Source organism: Aeromonas sp. 102P, from assembly GCF_051920345.1.
GTDB lineage: Bacteria > Pseudomonadota > Gammaproteobacteria > Enterobacterales > Aeromonadaceae > Aeromonas > Aeromonas veronii.
The window spans coordinates 2,928,368-2,944,301 of sequence record NZ_JBQBCZ010000001.1 but is presented as its reverse complement, the minus strand read 5'-3'; the positions used below and the strand labels follow the sequence as shown (position 1 = coordinate 2,944,301).

Sequence of the window (15,934 nt, the reverse complement as noted above, 5' to 3'; positions counted from 1 at the left end):
CTTCCTTATTCCATCATTTTTTCGATGGGCAGCACCAGAATGGAGCTGGCACCGAGGGCCTTGAGCTGCTCCATGGTCTCCCAGAACAGGGTCTCGCTGGATACGACGTGCAGGGCCACCTGATTGGTGTCACCGGCCAGCTGCATGATGGTGGGACGCTCGGCACCTGGCAGCAGATCGGTGATGGCATCGAGCTTGTCTTTGGGGGCGTGCAGCATGATGTACTTGCTCTCGCGGGCCTGCTGCATCCCCTGAATGCGGGGCAGCAGTTTGTCGATGAGCTGTTGCTTGGCATCGGACAAGGGGTTGGGGGCCTGTACCAGCACTGCCTTGGAGCGGTAGATCACCTCTACCTCTTTCAGGCCATTGGCTTCCAGCGTCGCGCCGGTGGAGACCAGATCGCAGATGGCATCAGCCAAGCCCGCTCGGGGTGCCACTTCCACCGAGCCGCCCAGCATAACGCTCTTGAAGCCGAGCCCTTTTTCGTCGAAGAAGCGCTTGAGCAGCCCCGGGTAGGAGGTGGCAATGCGCTTCCCCGCCAGACTCTGTGGCCCTGTGTAGGTCACATCTTCCGGTACCGCCAGCGAGAGGCGGCAGCCACCAAAGTCCAGCTGCTTGAGGGTTTTGACCTCGAAGGGGAGGCCTTGGGAGGCGCGAATAAGCTGCACCTCTTCCAGCACGTTCTCGCCGATGATGCCAAGGTCGACCACCCCTTCCATCACCAGACCCGGGATGTCGTCATCACGCACCCGCAGGATATCGATGGGCATGTTCTCGACATGGGCGATAAGTCGCTGCTCGCGCAGGTTGATCTTGAGGCCACAGCTCTTGAACAGGGCTTGGGAGTCCTGGCTCAGACGACCGGACTTTTGCATGGCGATACGTAGACGTTGTGTTTCCATTGCTCGATTTCCTTCTAGTCAAAAACGAAAAAACCCTCGGAAGTGGGTGCTTCCGAGGGTTTATGAATCTTGCGGTCCTTTTGGAAGTCACCAGTTAAGTGTCCTCCAGCAGTCAACCTCCTGAAAGACTAGTCGGGATGATGATGGTGGTGATGAGTCTTCAGGGTGGTGAACTTCATGTAATCAATCCTTTACAAAATAAGATGTCGTAATTGACGCCTGATTTAAACTACCTGCCTTGACAGAAAATGCAACCCGAAATTGTGATTTGATCGATTAAAGTGGCGAAAACGGTTTTCTGGTCGATAACTAGACAATAACCCCTGCAGGAGTCGCCATCATGCCCAGCCAGGACCTGTTGTTCCCCATTTTGCCCCGGGCGCCCGCTGCGCCCGGCAGCGAAGAGATCAAGCGGGAAGTGAACCAGATCAGCAAGAAGCATCAGCTGCGCAAGACCAGCACTGACAACAGTGATTCCCAGCAGCGCCAGCAGGCATATAACACGCCAGCCAAGCGTGATCAGCTCAAGGCGGAGGAGGGTGATCACAAGCCGGACCCCGAGCATCAGATCGATCTGTTCGTCTAGGCAGATTATCTGTCCCGCTTTTGCCGCGCTTTTGGCATAATGGCCGCTTTTGCTGCGGGACGCCCTTTTGACCATCCAGACCCTGTTCAAGCCAGATGGCCCTCTGGCCAGCCATATCGACGGTTTCAAAGCCCGCGCTCCCCAACTGGAGATGGCCGAAGCGGTCGCGCGCGCCATCAAGAGTGGTGGCCGTCTGCTGGTTGAGGCAGGAACCGGTACCGGCAAGACCTACGCCTATCTGGTGCCTGCGCTGGAATCCGGCAAGCGGGTTGTGATCAGCACCGGCTCCAAAAATCTGCAGGAACAGCTCTTCTATCGGGATCTCCCGACCATTACCGGCGCGCTCTCCTACACCCCGCCGGTGGCCCTGCTCAAGGGGCGCAGCAACTATCTCTGCATCGAGCGGATGAACCGGCTCTTGAGCGAATCTCATCTGCAAAAGCCTGAAATCCTCAACGATCTGGTGAAGGTCAAATCCTGGTCTACCGCCACCGATAACGGCGATGTGGGGGATATTCCGGGATTGCAGGAGAACGCTGAGATCCTCGCCCACGTCACCAGCACCAACGATAACTGTCTCGGTCGCGACTGCCCCTATTACGACGACTGCCATCTGGTGGTGGCCCGACGCCGCGCCATGGATGCCCAGGTGGTGGTGATCAACCACCACCTATTCTTCGCCGATATGGCGGTGAAAGACACCGGATTTGGCGAGTTGGTGCCGGAGGCGCAAGTCTATGTCTTTGACGAGGCACACCAGCTGCCGGAGATCGCCACCAACTACTTCGGCAAGTCGGTGGGCAGCCGAACGATTCAGGATCTGGCGCAGGATATCCAGCTGGCCTATCGGGCTGAGGCCCACGACATGGCTCAGCTCGGCAAGGCGGCGGACAGGCTTGCCATCGCCAGTCAGGATTTACGGCTCGCCTTCGGAGTGGATGGCGGTCGCGGCAATACCCGCGACATGTTGCGCCAGCCGCTTTGGGGGCAGGCCCTGGCTCGTCTTAACGACGCCATCGGGCTTTGCTACGAAGTGCTGAAACTTGCTCTCGGCCGTGGCGAGCAGCTGGATCACGCCTTCGAGCGCATCAGTGAACTGCGCACCCGCCTGGGTGAAGTGCTGGCGGTCAATCAGACCGGTTTCTCCTACTGGTACGATTGCTCACGGCTTCATTTCACCCTCAATCTGACGCCGCTATCGGTGGCCGAGCGATTCAGTGCCGAGGTGCAAAGACCGGAAGTGGCCTGGGTCTTCACCTCCGCCACCCTGACGGTGGATATGCGGTTTGATCACTTCAAAGCCGAGCTGGGGCTGGCGGGCAGCGCCGAGCTGATCCTCGACAGTCCGTTCGACTATGGCGAGCAGGCGCGGCTCTGTGTGCCCCGCTATCTGCCGGAGCCCAACGCCTTTGGTCGTGGCGAGCAGTTGGCCAATCTGATGATCCCGCTTATCAACAAGACGCCGGGGGGCTGTTTCTTCCTCTGCACCAGCCATCAGGTGATGCGCCAGGTGGCCGAGGTGCTGCGCCGGGAGATTGGCCGTACCGTCTTGCTGCAGGGGGAGGACAACAAGCAGCGGCTGCTCAAGGCGTTTGTCGAGAATGGCCGTGCCGTGCTGGTGGCGACCAGCAGCTTCTGGGAGGGGATCGACGTGAGAGGGGCTGCGTTGTCGTGTGTTATCATCGACAAACTGCCGTTTGCCAGCCCCGATGATCCGCTGCTCAAGGCGCGGGTGGATGATTGCAAGCTCAAGGGGGGTGATCCCTTCGCCGAGCTGCAGTTGCCCAAGGCGGTGATTGCCCTCAAACAGGGGGTGGGGCGGCTTATTCGTGATCGCAGTGATCACGGGGTGCTGGTGATCTGTGATCCACGAATGGTCAACAAACCTTACGGCGCCACTTTTATCAAGAGTCTGCCCGCCATCCCTCGCACCCGGGAGTTGGGAACGTTGGGGAGTTTTTTCGATCGCACTGAACGCGGTGAATAAGTGTGCCGCCAGCTAACAGATTTGAACAACGGGTGAGCATATCTCGCTTGCCGGTTATGTAATTGACTGATTTTATAGAGATTGGAAAGCATGAACGAGTTGAAGATCCTGGCCGTAGATACCGCCACCGAAGCCTGCTCCGCCGCCTTGCTGGTGGGTGACAAGCTGTTCTCCCGCTGGGAGGAGGCGCCGCGGGATCACACCCGAAAAATCCTGCCCATGGTTCAGGCTGTGTTAGAGGATGCCGGGATAAGTTTGAGTGACCTCGATGCCATCGCGTTCGGCCGCGGCCCGGGCTCCTTTACCGGCGTGCGGATCGGCATCAGTGTGGCACAGGGGCTGGCGTTTGGTGCGGGTGTGCCGCTGATCGGCATCTCGACCCTGGCCGCCATGGCGCAAGGTGCCTATCGACTGGATGGCGCCCAGCAGGTGCTGACCGCCATCGATGCGCGGATGAACGAGGTCTATTTCGGCCGCTATGAGCTAATTGATGGCCGCATGCAACTGGTGGGTGACGAGGTGGTGAGCGAGCCCGTGGCACTGGTTGACGTCCGTGGCAAGCTGGCGGGCCCTGTGACCTGCGTCGGCACCGGTTTTGAAACCTATGGCGAGACCCTGAGTGGTCTGGCCGATGAGCTGGCGGAGAGTCAGGTGCGCTTCCCGGCGGCAGAGGACATGCTGCCGCTGGCCCGCGCCGCCTGGCTGGCGGGGGAGGCGGTACCGGTTGAACAAGCAACGCCGGTCTATTTGCGTGACAAGGTGACCTGGAAAAAACTGCCGGGTCGCGAATAAGGGCAGGAGCACTGACGTCATGTCGCTCTTGCCGCTCATCAGCTGCAACACCAGCGTGTGGCTCGACGGGCCACGCCGGCAACAGGAGAGTGACATGATGCGTAATACCAGAAGCGACAAGATGAAACGCGGGATGGTGGTCGGGGCGCTGGCTCTGCTGCTCGGGGCCTGCAGCTCGCTCCCCAAAGAGCTGGCCTATGAGCCAGAAAACCAGCTGGTGGCCTATCAGCCCGCCCTTGGCGGGATGGAGGGCAAACCGGCCCGCTGGAGCGGCGTTATCTCGGCGGTGCACAACAAGGCGGATCAGAGCGTTATTGAAGTGGTCTATCTGCCGCTCAAGTCCAACGGTGTGCCGGAGCAGACCGAGCAGAGCCCGGGCCGTTTTCTGGCCATCATGAAGGGTTTTGTCGACCCGACCCTCTATGCCAAGGGGCGCAGCCTGACGGTGCTTGGCACCATAGGCCAACCGGTTGATAGCCAGATTGGCGAGCACAAGTACCGCTTCTCGGTGCTCAATGTGACGCGCAGCAAGCTGTGGCCGCCAGTCAAGGAGGTAGAGGTTCGCTATATGGACCCCTACTTCTACTACGACCCCTTCTATGATCCCTTCTGGCCGAGACGGCCGCTGCGTCGCTAAGGCTTGCTATGATCAACAGCATCAAAAGCACTCTGTACGAACGTCTGCTAACCCTGGCAGATGGTCGGCAGGTGGCCTTGCTGGAGAATCAATCCGTTGAGCATGATCGGCAGGGCAAACCGCTGCTGATCGCCCTGCATGGCTGGCTCGACAACAGTGCCAGCTTCTTGCCGCTGGCGCCCCATCTGGGGGATTTTCACCTCATCTGTGTCGATCTGCCGGGGCACGGTCACTCCGATCACAAGACCACCCCTTATGTTTTTGTCGACTGGCTGGACGATCTCTACCAGATCGTGCAAGCGGCAGGGTGGTCGCGCTTCACTCTGCTCGGTCACTCCCTCGGGGCGTTGATCGCCTCCGCCTATGCCGGGGTGTTCCCCGAACAGGTGGAGCGGTTGATCATGCTGGAGGGGCTGGGGCCGCTGAGCCAGCCCGATGAGGAGGTACCTGCCCAGTTGCGACGTGCGATTTTAAACCGCAGTCGCACTCGGGAGCGCAGTGCCAACGGCTTTGCCTCCATCGATGAGGCTGTCGCCGCTCGTTGCAAAGTGGCGGATATCACGCCGCAGGCGGCGCGTCTTATCTGTGAACGGCAGCTTGAGATGAGGGCCGGGCGCTGGCACTGGCGCAGCGATCCCCGTTTGCGGGATCTGTCGCCCCTGAGAATGAGCGAAGGACAAGCCCGGGCACTGATGGCAGCTATCCGTTGTCCTGTGCTGTTGATTCAGGGGGAGCAGGGCTTTGCTGCACTTGAAGCCCAATGGCAGGCCCGTCAGGATGCCTTCCAGCAGATCGAGCGGGTCATATTGGGTGGAAACCACCATTTTCATATGGAAAATTCGGTTGATACGGCCGTTTGTATCGTAAAGTTTTGTCAAGTTCGGTAGAATCGCCAGCTTTCAATAATTCCAGGTTTGTTTTCTCCCTCACATTTTTCTGTTGTTAATTTGCTGTTAATTGATGTTGCGCTGTGTAAATATGTGCGGCATTAGAGCATCAGCTTAAAACAACCGATTAAAATGGATGTGAACCGGGACGGAGGCAACACAGTGAGCGCACAGGTGCTAGTTATGCAGGAGAAGTTTGTGGAAAAAGTCTGGCTGAAACGTTATCCGGAAGGGGTCCCCGCCGAGATCAATCCAGACCAATACAGCTCCCTGGTCGAGATGTTCGAATCCTCGGTAACCCAGTTTGCCGATCAGCCCGCCTTCGTCAACATGGGCCAAACCATCACCTACCGCCGGCTGGAAGAGCAGTCCCGCGCCTTTGCTGCCTACCTGCAAAACGAGCTGAAGCTGGAGAAAGGGGATCGGGTTGCGGTGATGATGCCTAACCTGCTGCAATACCCCATCGCCGTATTCGGCATCCTGCGCGCCGGCATGATCGTGGTCAACGTCAACCCGCTCTATACCCCGCGCGAGCTGGAGCATCAGCTCAAAGATTCCGGTGCCAAGGCCATCGTCATCGTCTCCAACTTCGCCCATACCCTGGAAAAGGTGGTTTATGACACCCCGATCAAGCACGTTATCCTGACCCGGATGGGGGACAACCTGGGGCTGGCCAAGGGCACCCTGGTCAACTTCGTGGTCAAGTACGTCAAGAAGCTGGTGCCGAAATACAATCTGCCCCACGCTACCACCATGCGTCAGGCCCTCTCCAAGGGGCGTTTCCTGCAGTACATCAAGCCGGAGATCACCAACGACGATCTCGCCTTCCTGCAGTACACCGGTGGCACCACCGGCCTCTCCAAAGGGGCCATGCTGACTCATCGCAACATGATTGCCAACGTCGAGCAGTGCCTCGGCGTCTACGGCCCCATGCTGGAGCGTGGCAAGGAGTTCGTGGTCACCGCGCTGCCGCTCTACCACGTCTTTGCCCTGACCGTGAACTGCCTGCTCTTTATGCGCATCGGCGGTTACAACCTGCTGATCAGCAACCCGCGCGACATCCCGGGTTTTGTCAAAGAGATCAAGAAGTACCCCTTCACCTGCATTACCGGGGTCAACACCCTGTTCAATGCGCTGGTCAACAACGAAGAGTTTCAGGGGATCTCCTTTGACAAGCTCAAGCTGACCATCGGTGGCGGCATGGCGGTGCAGCGCGCGGTCGCGGAGAAGTGGAAGACACTGACCGACACTCCGCTGCTGGAAGGCTATGGCCTGACCGAATGTTCGCCACTGGTGAGTGTCTGTCCCTACGATCTGACCGATTACAACGGCTCCATCGGTTTGCCGGTCTGCTCTACCGAGATCCGTCTGGTAGATGACAACGGTCAGGTGATCCACGCCCTCGGCACCCCGGGCGAAATGCAGGTTCGTGGCCCGCAGGTGATGGTGGGCTACTGGCAGCGCCCCGAGGCGACAGCCGAAGTGATGCAGGATGGCTGGCTCTGTACCGGTGATATCGCGGTGTGCGACGAACAGGGCTTCTTCAAGATCGTTGACCGCAAGAAGGACATGATCCTGGTCTCCGGTTTCAACGTCTATCCGAACGAGATCGAAGATGTCGTTGCCCTGCACCCGAAAGTGTTGGAAGTGGCCGCTGTCGGTGTGCCACACAAGGTCTCCGGCGAGTTGGTGAAGATCTTTGTGGTCAAGAAAGATGCAAAATTGCAGGAGGACGAGATTATTGCCCACTGCCGCAAACATCTGACTGCCTATAAGGTGCCGAAACTGGTAGAATTTCGTGACGAACTTCCCAAGACCAATGTGGGCAAGATCCTGCGCCGCGTACTGCGCGACGAGGAGATTGCCAAGCAATAACCGGACTGCGGCTGCAGAAGCTTCTGCAAACCAGCACCGTCGTTATGCAAAACCGTGGGTCATCCCACGGTTTTTTCTTTTTGGCCCTGATCAACCGCGCAGGCACAGATGCACTATCAACTTATCACTCAGCAAGACGAACTTGAGCAGTATCTCGCTTCTCTGGCCGACGTTCCCCTGGCTATCGATACTGAATTCGTTCGCACCCGTACCTACTACCCCCAGCTTGGCCTGTTCCAGATCTATGACGGCGAGCATCTGGCGCTGCTGGATCCGCTCACCCTGGATCTCTCCGCCCTCTGGCAGCGACTGGGGCGGGAAGGGCAGATCGCCATCCTGCACGCCTCTGGCGAAGATCTGGAGCTTATCCAGCATCAGGCGGGCCACCTGCCCAACCAGATGCACGACACCCAGCTGGCAACCGCCTTTCTCGGTTACGGCGTCTCGGTCGGCTTTGGTGCGCTGGTGAATGAATTCCTCGGGGTCGAGCTGGAAAAAGACCAAGCGCGCACCGATTGGCTGGCACGCCCGCTTACGCCGCGTCAGCTCGAATACGCGGCAGCGGATGTCTTCTACCTGATGCCGCTCTACGAGAAAGTGATGGCCAAATTGCGGGAAAGCGGCAAGTTTGCCTGGTTCGAGCAGGAGTGCCAAAACCACTCCGCCCGCAAGACCCAGGGTAGCGATCCCCGTCAGGCATATCTTGACATCGTCAACGCCTGGCAACTGGGGCGCCGCGAGCTCGCCATCCTGCGTGAGCTGGCCGCCTGGCGCCAGCAAGAGGCGGTGCGCCGGGATCTGGCCCTCAACTTCGTGGTCAAAGAGCTGCACCTGTTCAAGGTGGCAGAGCGTCGTCCTGCCTCCCTGCGGGATCTCAACGAGCTCGGCCTCTCGCCCATCGAGATCAAGATCCACGGCAAGCGGATGCTCGATATTGTCGCCAAGGCGCAGCAGAGCGATCCTGACAGCTGGCCCGAGCCCATTCGTCGGCTGGTGGACTTCCCCCAGTACAAGGCCGAGCTCAAGCGCATCAAAGCCATGGTGGAAGAGAAGGCCAAGGCGAGCAATATTCCGCCCGAGCTGATTGCCAGCAAGAAGATCATTCACCAGTACTTCACCTGGAGCTGGCGGATGAACGACGAAGAGCGGGCTCGCAGCGACAAACCGATGCTGCTGCAAGGGTGGCGTCATGAGCTGGTCGGTCACCTGCTGGCACAATAAGCCACCAGACGGTTGCACCTATAAATCAATCCTCACCCTCGGGTGGGGATTTTTATTGGGCGAAAGAGACAAACAGGCATGCAGAACTGGAGAACGCAGAGGGGACATGGCTGGCCGGATGGCAGGAGTCGAGAATGAAAAAGAGAGCAGAGAAGAAAAGGCAGCGGCTAATGCCGCTGCCTTTTTTGATCACCAGATAGGCTGGGTCAGGTAGGGATTGCTCGCCTTCTCGCGGCCGAAGGTGGAGCTGGGGCCGTGGCCCGGGATAAAGACGATTTCGTCGCCCAGCGGCAGCAGGGTCTCGGTGATCGACTTGATAAGCGTCCCATGATCCCCACGGGGGAAGTCGGTGCGGCCGATGCTGCCGGCAAACAGCACGTCACCAACCCAGGCGAGTTTTTCGGCCTGGTTCAGCAGCACGATATGACCCGGGGTGTGGCCTGGGCAGAAGTAGACATCCAGCTCGCACTGGCCAAGCTGCACCTTGTCACCCTGCTCCAGCCAGCGATCCGGCGTGAACGCGGGGGTATGGGCGAAGCCGAACATCTGGCTCTGCTGGGGCAGCATGTCGAGCCAGAAGGCGTCCTCCTTGTGGGGGCCGGTGATGGTGACGCCTGTTTTTTCCCGCAGCTCGGCGGCGGCACCAACGTGATCCAGATGACCGTGGGTCAGCAGGATATGAGTCAGGGTCAGGCCGCGCTTGGCGATGGCAGCCAGCAGTTTGTCCGCTTCGCCGCCCGGATCGATCAGGGCCGCCTGATGGGTCTCGTCACACCAGATGAGGGAGCAGTTCTGGGCGAACTGGGTGACCGGGATCACCTCGAATTTCAACATGTGAGGTCCTATAGATGAGTTAGTTGTGATCGCTAGGTAAGGAAAGAAAAACTCCAGCAGCTATAACGGCACAAAAAGCAACTTTAATCAGAAAAATGAAACTTACAGTAGGACAGAAAAGCCATATCGTGAGTGGTAATGTAGCAATGACAATGAGCACAAATGCTCTTACACCATCAGTGATAAAAGGCAATCTTAGTACGGCCTGCATTATTCCTGCTGAGCATACAGAGGCCATGCCAAGAACAATCAGAGTTAGAAAACCTAATTCAGGGAAAATGATTAGCATGGCAATAGGAAATATTGCATGGAGAATTAAAAGGCATAGCTGAACGCTCTTAGTCATACAAGCATTTCTCCTCAATCTACATTCTGCATGCTATTCATCTTCCGAATCTTTAGGTTTTACTCTGCTGCTCGGCGAAATAGTCGAGACAGGCCTGCTTGTCACCGCGAAACACGATGCGCTCCTGCTTGTTGCCAAGCTGGTAGAGATACATGGGGTCGTAGTAGCGGGTCAGCAGCAACGTGATCCAGGCTAGATGCAGTCCGGTATCGCCGCTCTTTTCCTGCTCGGTGAGGGCGGTCTGCATCAGGGCATCCAGCTCACGGTGGGCCTGATCGCCGAGACGGCGCTTGAGACGGGCCAACGCATCGGTGAGGTAGGCGGCAAACAGCGGCCATCCCTCTTCTTGGCCATACATGGCTTGATAGCGCAGCCAGAGATCGTGCACGTAATCTTCGCGGATCTGCTCGGCGCGATCGATCTGCGGTACATCTACCACCACCAGCGGTGCCTGACTCATGGCCTCATGGAGGGAGAGGGGCAGGCAGCAGCGGCCAATCAGGCGGCTCTCGTCCTCGACTACGAAGGCATGCTCGCCCTGATGGCGGCGCTTGAGCAGTTCGATGGCCATGTTGTTTTCAAAGTTGATGTTGCTGGGCTGGCCGCCGGGCAGCTGACCAAACGACGAGCCCCTGTGATGGGCGTGTCCTTCCAGATCGAGCGCCTGGGCCACGTGGTCCAGCATATGGGTCTTGCCGGAGCCGGTCATGCCGGTCAGCACAGTCCAGCGGCACTCGGCAGAGGCCTTGTCCTGGGTGTCGATCAGGAAGCGGCGCAGCTCCTTGTAGCCACCGGCGACGCGGGGGCGAGTCACCCCCGCTTCAGCCAGCCACTGTTGTACGGTTTGCGAGCGCAGGCCGCCGCGAAAGCAGTAGAGCAGGGCATCGGGCTGCTTGCGCAACTGCGCCAGCCAGCCTTCGAGTCGTTCGGCACGTACTGCTCCCCCCACCAGCTTGTGTCCAAGCTCAATGGCGGCGGCCTGACCCTGCTTCTTGAAGCAGGTCCCCACCTGGGCGCGCTCATCGTCTGTCATCAAGGGCAGGCTGGTCGAGCAGGGGAAGGCCCCCTCCTTGAACTCGATGGGGGCGCGCACATCAATCAACGGCACATCGCCTAAAAAAATCTGGGCGTAGTCCGTGGCCAGTGGCAATTCACTCATTGGACAATCTCGATAAAGCGGGTGCCCTCAAGGGGCTTGATCTGGCCGATGGGCGAGAGTTCTAGCCCAGCTTCGCGCACGATGGCGAGCAGTTCGGCTTCGCTCTCTTTACCCACGGCAACCAGCAGGCCGCCGCTGGTTTGCGGGTCGCACATGATGTTGCGGGTGCGATCGTCCATGGTATCCAGCTTGTGGCCGTAGGAGTCGTGGTTGCGCAGGGTTCCGCCCGGAACGCAGCCCTCGGCGAGGTAGTAATCCACCTCATCCAGCAGCGGCAGCGCCTTGAAGTCGAGACGGGCGCTGACATTGGATCCTTCGCACATCTCCAGCAGGTGACCGGCCAGACCAAAACCGGTGACGTCGGTCATGGCGTGAACCCCCGGCAGCTCGGCAAAGCGTTGACCGATCTTGTTGAGGGTGCACATGGCGTTGGGGGCCAGTTGCTCGTGTTCCGGCTTGAGCTTGCCCTTCTTCTGGGCGGTGGTGAGGATACCGATACCAAGAGGCTTGGTCAGATAGAGGGTGTCACCCACCTTGGCGGTGTCGTTCTGCTTGATGGCATTCAGAGGCACGATACCGGTCACCGCGAGGCCGAAGATGGGCTCGGGGGCATCGATGCTGTGGCCACCGGCCAGCGAAATCCCCGCTTCATGGCACACCTGACGGCCGCCGTCGATCACCTGCTGGGCCACTTCGGCGGGCAGGGTATTGATGGGCCAGCCGAGGATGGCGATGGCAACGATAGGCTTGCCGCCCATGGCGTAGATATCGCTGATGGCGTTGGTGGCGGCGATGCGGCCAAAGGTGAAGGGGTCATCGACGATAGGCATGAAGAAGTCGGTGGTGGAGACAATGCCCTGACCGTTGCCGATATCGACCACGGCCGCGTCATCCTTGCTGCTGTTGCCAACGATCAGGGTCGGGTCGTTGAAGCCCGGGATCTGGCTCTTGAGGATGGTGTCGAGTACCTTGGGAGAGATTTTGCAGCCGCAGCCAGCGCCGTGGCTGTATTGGGTCAGACGAATGGAAGACATACTTACCCCTTTTATTTGCAAACAGAGCAGAGGCTCTGTGGAGCCGTCTTGGTCAATGGGCGGCCTTGTAGAGAGAATGACAAGAAGCCGCAAATATGGGTGGCCTCGGTGCCAACAGGGGCAGCGATGACTGGCAGTTATGAAGGACCGCCAGGCCGGACGGGGAAGAAAAGGGCGACAAGGTGCGCCAGCGCAGCCCCGCCAAGGGCCACAGGACGGGGCATTATGCCACATTTGCCCCTTGGGGTTCGAACAGGAATTCACATAAACAGCAGGGAATTGCCCTCACTTGCCTGTCATCGGTCTGGATCCGGCGCGCACTGAATGATTGCAGTACAGATGCGGCAAAGAGAACGTCAAAGAGACCAACAGCACGCAACTGCCGATCTACAACAGGAGAGCTTAGTGACCACCACATTTTTGGTTAACCACCCCATCACCACGGCACAGTTTGCGGCGTTGTTGGCGCAGACCTCGCTGGGGGCGAGACGGCCGCTGGACCATCCGGCCACCCTGCAGGGCATGCTGGATAATGCCAATTTGCTGATCACCGCCTGGCAGGACGAGACCCTGGTCGGTGTGGCCCGCTCAGTGACCGATTTTCATTTTTGTTGCTACCTCTCGGATCTGGCGGTGGCCGAGTCGGTGCAGGGGCAGGGGATTGGCAAAGCCCTTATTCGCGAGACGTTTTTGCAATTGCAGCCCGGCTGCAAGCTGATCCTGCTGGCCGCACCGCAGGCGGTGGCGTACTACCCCAAGCTCGGATTTAGCCAGCACCCGAGCGCTTGGGTGATGAGCAGTCTGGATGAACTGGTACTGGATGAGTTGGCATAAAACCGTCAACTCATCCAGACAGGGCGAGATTAACTTATCCGGCCCGCTCCAGCGTCGGTTGCCGTGACTTGCCCCAGCGGCGCAGGCGCCGTTGTAGTGGTCGCTCCAGCAGGTTGTAACTTAAAGAAGAGAGCCCGATCAGCACCGCCAGCATCAGCAAGGTTGCCACTACCCCCAACAGCGGATTGGTTTGGGCATACCACCACGCGGTGAGCCCCGGCGCCAGATAGTGGATGAGCTCACAGCCGGTGAGCAGTACCAGCGCATGGAGCAGGTAGATGGAGTAGGAGAGATCCCCCAGCCAGTTGGTGAAGCGGCTATCCAAAAGGCGCAGCAGCGGACTCCGGCGCTCCCCCTGGGCGGCGGCAATCCAGATCAGCAGCACGTAGGAGCTGATCAGCAGCAGTGTCAGCTGCGGCGTCATGGTGAACTGCATCAGCGCGAAGGGCAGCACAAAGGCGATCAAGAGCGGCAGATCCCGCTTCATCATGGGCATGCCTTTTGCAGCCTTGGCCCTTGGCAGCAGCCAGAGGCCGAGCACAAATTCACTTACCCCGCGTCCCACCGCCAGCGCCCCACTGGTGACATCCAGCGTGCCGCGACTGTTTACGATAAAGGCCAGCACCGTCAGTGCTAGCAGGGGGACGAGATGGCTCCAGCGACTGCGGGTCACCGCCAGCGGAATAAGCAGCGGGAACACTAGGTAGCTAATCCACTCTACGCTCAGCGACCAGGCGGCGAAGTTCCAGGTCAACCCGTGATCGGTCACCACCTGCAGCAGCAGGAAGGCGCTCGGCAGCGCTTCGGCTGGCGTGAAGGGGGAGCCGAAAGGCGGCATCCCTTCCCACTCCCACATCTTGAACAAGGGGCCGGCATAGAAGCCCACCCCGTGCCGCGCCTTGTAAAGCTCCCAGCTAACCAGCAACAGCAGGGTCACCAGATAGAGGGGGTAGACACGAGTCAGCCGCAGCCAGAGAAAACGGCCATAGCTCACGGTGCGGGGCGTGTGGGTGAAGGCCTCCCCATAGACATGGGCCAGCACTACGCCGCTCAAAATAAAGAACAAGTCGACCCAGAGGTAGCCATTCTCGATGAGTTGGGTGTGGCCTGCGATTGACTCCATCCATTGGGGAAAGAGCAGCAAGCGGGCATGGAACAGCACCACCATCAGGGCAGCGATGCCCCGCAGCGGCGTTAACAGCGGCAATGATTGATTCATAATGGGATCCCTTGTGATGTTCAGCTTGGCCTGACATCGATTTATGTTGTTGTACCGCCTATCACTCCTGACGGGTCGGTTGCCCCGGCTTGTCTGCCGCAGGCGGGATCACACTACGGAAAAGAGAGTCATACGGGTGTGATTTGAATCATAAATGTGCAGTTATTGTGCAAAGTAATTTAAACAGAGAAGAAGTGGGGCGCTGGCAGCAAAAGAGGAGGGGAGGAAACACCAATAAAGCAGAGAGGGGGAATCGGGGCGAGCGTCAGGCTCAGGCACCATACGATGCAAAGCAATCAGGCCCGCAAGGGGCCTGATTGATCACAAGGGGAGGGTGGTTGCCGATCAGCGGGCGCGTACCACCAGACCCTTGAGGTAGAAGCCTTCCGGATAGGCGGTACCGATGGGGTGATCGGAGGCCTGGGAGAGCAGCTCCAGGATCTGGGCATCGCGACCGGCATCGAGCGCCGCATCGGCGACGATCTTCTGGAACAGGCTCTGCTCCATCAGGCCGGAGCAGGAGTAGGTCAAGAGCACGCCACCCGGCGCCAGCAGCTGGAACGCCAGCATATTGATGTCCTTGTAGCCACGGCAGGCGCCAAGCAGCTGGGCCTTGCTCTCGGCGAACTTGGGCGGATCCAGCACGATGACATCGAACTTCTCGCCCTTCTCACGATATTCCCGCAGCAGCTTGAACACGTCGTGACGGACAAACTGGGTGTTGCTGGTATCCAGCCCGTTCAGCTCGGCATTCTGGCGGGCAATATCCAGCGCATTCTGGGAGAGATCGACGTTGACCACTTCCTTGGCGCCGCCCTTGAGGGCATAAACGCCAAAACCGCCGGTGTAGCAGAAGCAGTTGAGCACCCGCTTGCCTTCGGTGTACTTGGCGGCAGCCTGACGGTTGTCACGCTGATCCAGATAGAAACCGGTTTTGTGGCCGTTACGAATATCCACCAGGATCTTGACGCCACCGTTCTCTTCGATGACCACCGGCTCGCTCGGGGTCTCGCCATAGATGACGCCGGTGCGCTCTTTCAGTCCTTCCTTCTTGCGCACTGCCACATCTGAGCGCTCATAGATGCTGCACTCTGGGTAGAGGGTACGCAGTGCTTGCGTGATCAGCTCACGCTGGAACTCGGCACCGGCAGAGAGGATCTGGCACACCAGAAAATCGGCATAACGGTCGATGGTCAGACCCGGCATGCCGTCGGATTCGGCGGCGCAGAGGCGATAGCCGGTGAGACCCTGACGCTTGATCAGCGGATCGCGAGACTCTTGCGCATATTTGAGGCGACGGATAAAGAAGTCGAGATCGACGGTTTCATCCTTGTCGAAGGTCCAGACCCGGGCACGGATTTGGGAGCTGCCTGACCAGGCGCCACGGGCGAGCCACTTGCCATCGTTGGCATAGATCTCGACGGTATCGCCGTCAATGGGGTTGCCCTGAACCCGCTCAATCCCCTTGGAGAAGATCCAGGGGTGGCGACGCAGCAGGGATTTTTCGCGGCCTTTGACGAGATAGATGGAAGCGCTCATGGATGTTTGCCGATGGTAGAAAGAAAAGGGGCCACATTCTATGTGGCCCGCAGGTAAAACTCAAACAACCCTGTGTAATGGA

The 15,934-nt window shown here is 58.9% G+C and carries 15 protein-coding genes and 1 other annotated feature; of the genes, 8 read left to right on the top strand and 7 right to left on the bottom strand.

The genetic code is table 11. From position 1 onward, the window contains the following. Positions 1–5: 5 nt before the first annotated feature. On the bottom strand, positions 6–902 hold the full coding sequence (gene hisG, locus ACTG1K_RS13775; RefSeq protein WP_076491599.1) for an ATP phosphoribosyltransferase: 897 nt from the start codon (positions 900–902) through the stop codon (positions 6–8). Positions 903–926: 24 nt separating this feature from the next. Continuing rightward, positions 927–1,055: a sequence feature (His leader region), on the bottom strand. Positions 1,056–1,242: 187 nt separating this feature from the next. Here hisG and ACTG1K_RS13770 point away from each other — a divergent pair. From ACTG1K_RS13770 to rnd, 7 genes are all read left to right on the top strand, one after another. After that, a complete protein-coding gene (locus ACTG1K_RS13770) occupies positions 1,243–1,488 on the top strand; it encodes a hypothetical protein (protein WP_323888941.1) in 246 nt (81 codons plus the stop codon). A gap of 67 nt (positions 1,489–1,555) precedes the next feature. Then, on the top strand, positions 1,556–3,475 hold the full coding sequence (locus tag ACTG1K_RS13765; RefSeq protein WP_440005742.1) for an ATP-dependent DNA helicase: 1,920 nt from the start codon (positions 1,556–1,558) through the stop codon (positions 3,473–3,475). Between the two features lie 90 nt (positions 3,476–3,565). Further along, a complete protein-coding gene (tsaB, locus tag ACTG1K_RS13760; protein WP_440005740.1) occupies positions 3,566–4,267 on the top strand; it encodes a tRNA (adenosine(37)-N6)-threonylcarbamoyltransferase complex dimerization subunit type 1 TsaB in 702 nt (233 codons plus the stop codon). Positions 4,268–4,388: 121 nt separating this feature from the next. Continuing rightward, positions 4,389–4,904, top strand: a complete 516-nt coding sequence (locus ACTG1K_RS13755; protein ID WP_440006828.1) for a Slp family lipoprotein — start codon at positions 4,389–4,391, stop codon at positions 4,902–4,904. Between the two features lie 8 nt (positions 4,905–4,912). Next, a complete protein-coding gene (locus tag ACTG1K_RS13750; protein WP_440005738.1) occupies positions 4,913–5,791 on the top strand; it encodes an alpha/beta fold hydrolase in 879 nt (292 codons plus the stop codon). A gap of 198 nt (positions 5,792–5,989) precedes the next feature. Continuing rightward, positions 5,990–7,666: a long-chain-fatty-acid--CoA ligase FadD gene (fadD, locus tag ACTG1K_RS13745; RefSeq protein ID WP_100647250.1), complete on the top strand. Its 1,677-nt coding sequence runs from the start codon at positions 5,990–5,992 to the stop codon at positions 7,664–7,666. A 108-nt stretch (positions 7,667–7,774) separates the two neighbouring features. Beyond that, positions 7,775–8,887, top strand: coding sequence for a ribonuclease D (gene rnd, locus ACTG1K_RS13740; RefSeq protein ID WP_058059758.1), 1,113 nt, complete (start codon positions 7,775–7,777; stop codon positions 8,885–8,887). A gap of 189 nt (positions 8,888–9,076) precedes the next feature. Here the strand turns inward: rnd and ACTG1K_RS13735 are convergent, their stop codons facing one another. From ACTG1K_RS13735 to selD, 4 genes are read right to left on the bottom strand one after another with little or no spacing between them, the layout of a single operon-like run. Beyond that, positions 9,077–9,721 carry an MBL fold metallo-hydrolase gene (locus tag ACTG1K_RS13735; protein WP_101530594.1) on the bottom strand — a complete coding sequence of 215 codons (645 nt, stop codon included), beginning with the start codon at positions 9,719–9,721 and terminating at the stop codon, positions 9,077–9,079. 19 nt (positions 9,722–9,740) lie between these two features. Beyond that, entirely contained in the window at positions 9,741–10,067 is a 327-nt protein-coding gene (locus tag ACTG1K_RS13730; protein WP_440005735.1) for a hypothetical protein, read from the bottom strand. Positions 10,068–10,119: 52 nt separating this feature from the next. Continuing rightward, a complete protein-coding gene (gene mnmH / locus ACTG1K_RS13725; protein WP_440005733.1) occupies positions 10,120–11,226 on the bottom strand; it encodes a tRNA 2-selenouridine(34) synthase MnmH in 1,107 nt (368 codons plus the stop codon). Next, positions 11,223–12,260, bottom strand: a complete 1,038-nt coding sequence (gene selD / locus ACTG1K_RS13720; protein WP_101530592.1) for a selenide, water dikinase SelD — start codon at positions 12,258–12,260, stop codon at positions 11,223–11,225. Before selD ends, mnmH begins: the two co-directional genes overlap by 4 nt. Before the next feature lie 405 nt (positions 12,261–12,665). Here selD and ACTG1K_RS13715 point away from each other — a divergent pair, with 405 nt between their 5' ends. Then, complete coding sequence (locus tag ACTG1K_RS13715; protein ID WP_101530591.1) at positions 12,666–13,094, top strand: GNAT family N-acetyltransferase; 429 nt, start codon at positions 12,666–12,668, stop codon at positions 13,092–13,094. A 34-nt stretch (positions 13,095–13,128) separates the two neighbouring features. Here the strand turns inward: ACTG1K_RS13715 and ACTG1K_RS13710 are convergent, their stop codons facing one another. Together ACTG1K_RS13710 and ACTG1K_RS13705 are read right to left on the bottom strand one after the other, a co-directional pair. After that, a complete protein-coding gene (locus ACTG1K_RS13710) occupies positions 13,129–14,313 on the bottom strand; it encodes an acyltransferase family protein (protein WP_101530590.1) in 1,185 nt (394 codons plus the stop codon). Positions 14,314–14,658: 345 nt separating this feature from the next. Next, entirely contained in the window at positions 14,659–15,852 is a 1,194-nt protein-coding gene (locus tag ACTG1K_RS13705) for a class I SAM-dependent methyltransferase (protein WP_101530589.1), read from the bottom strand. Positions 15,853–15,934 lie beyond the last annotated feature (82 nt).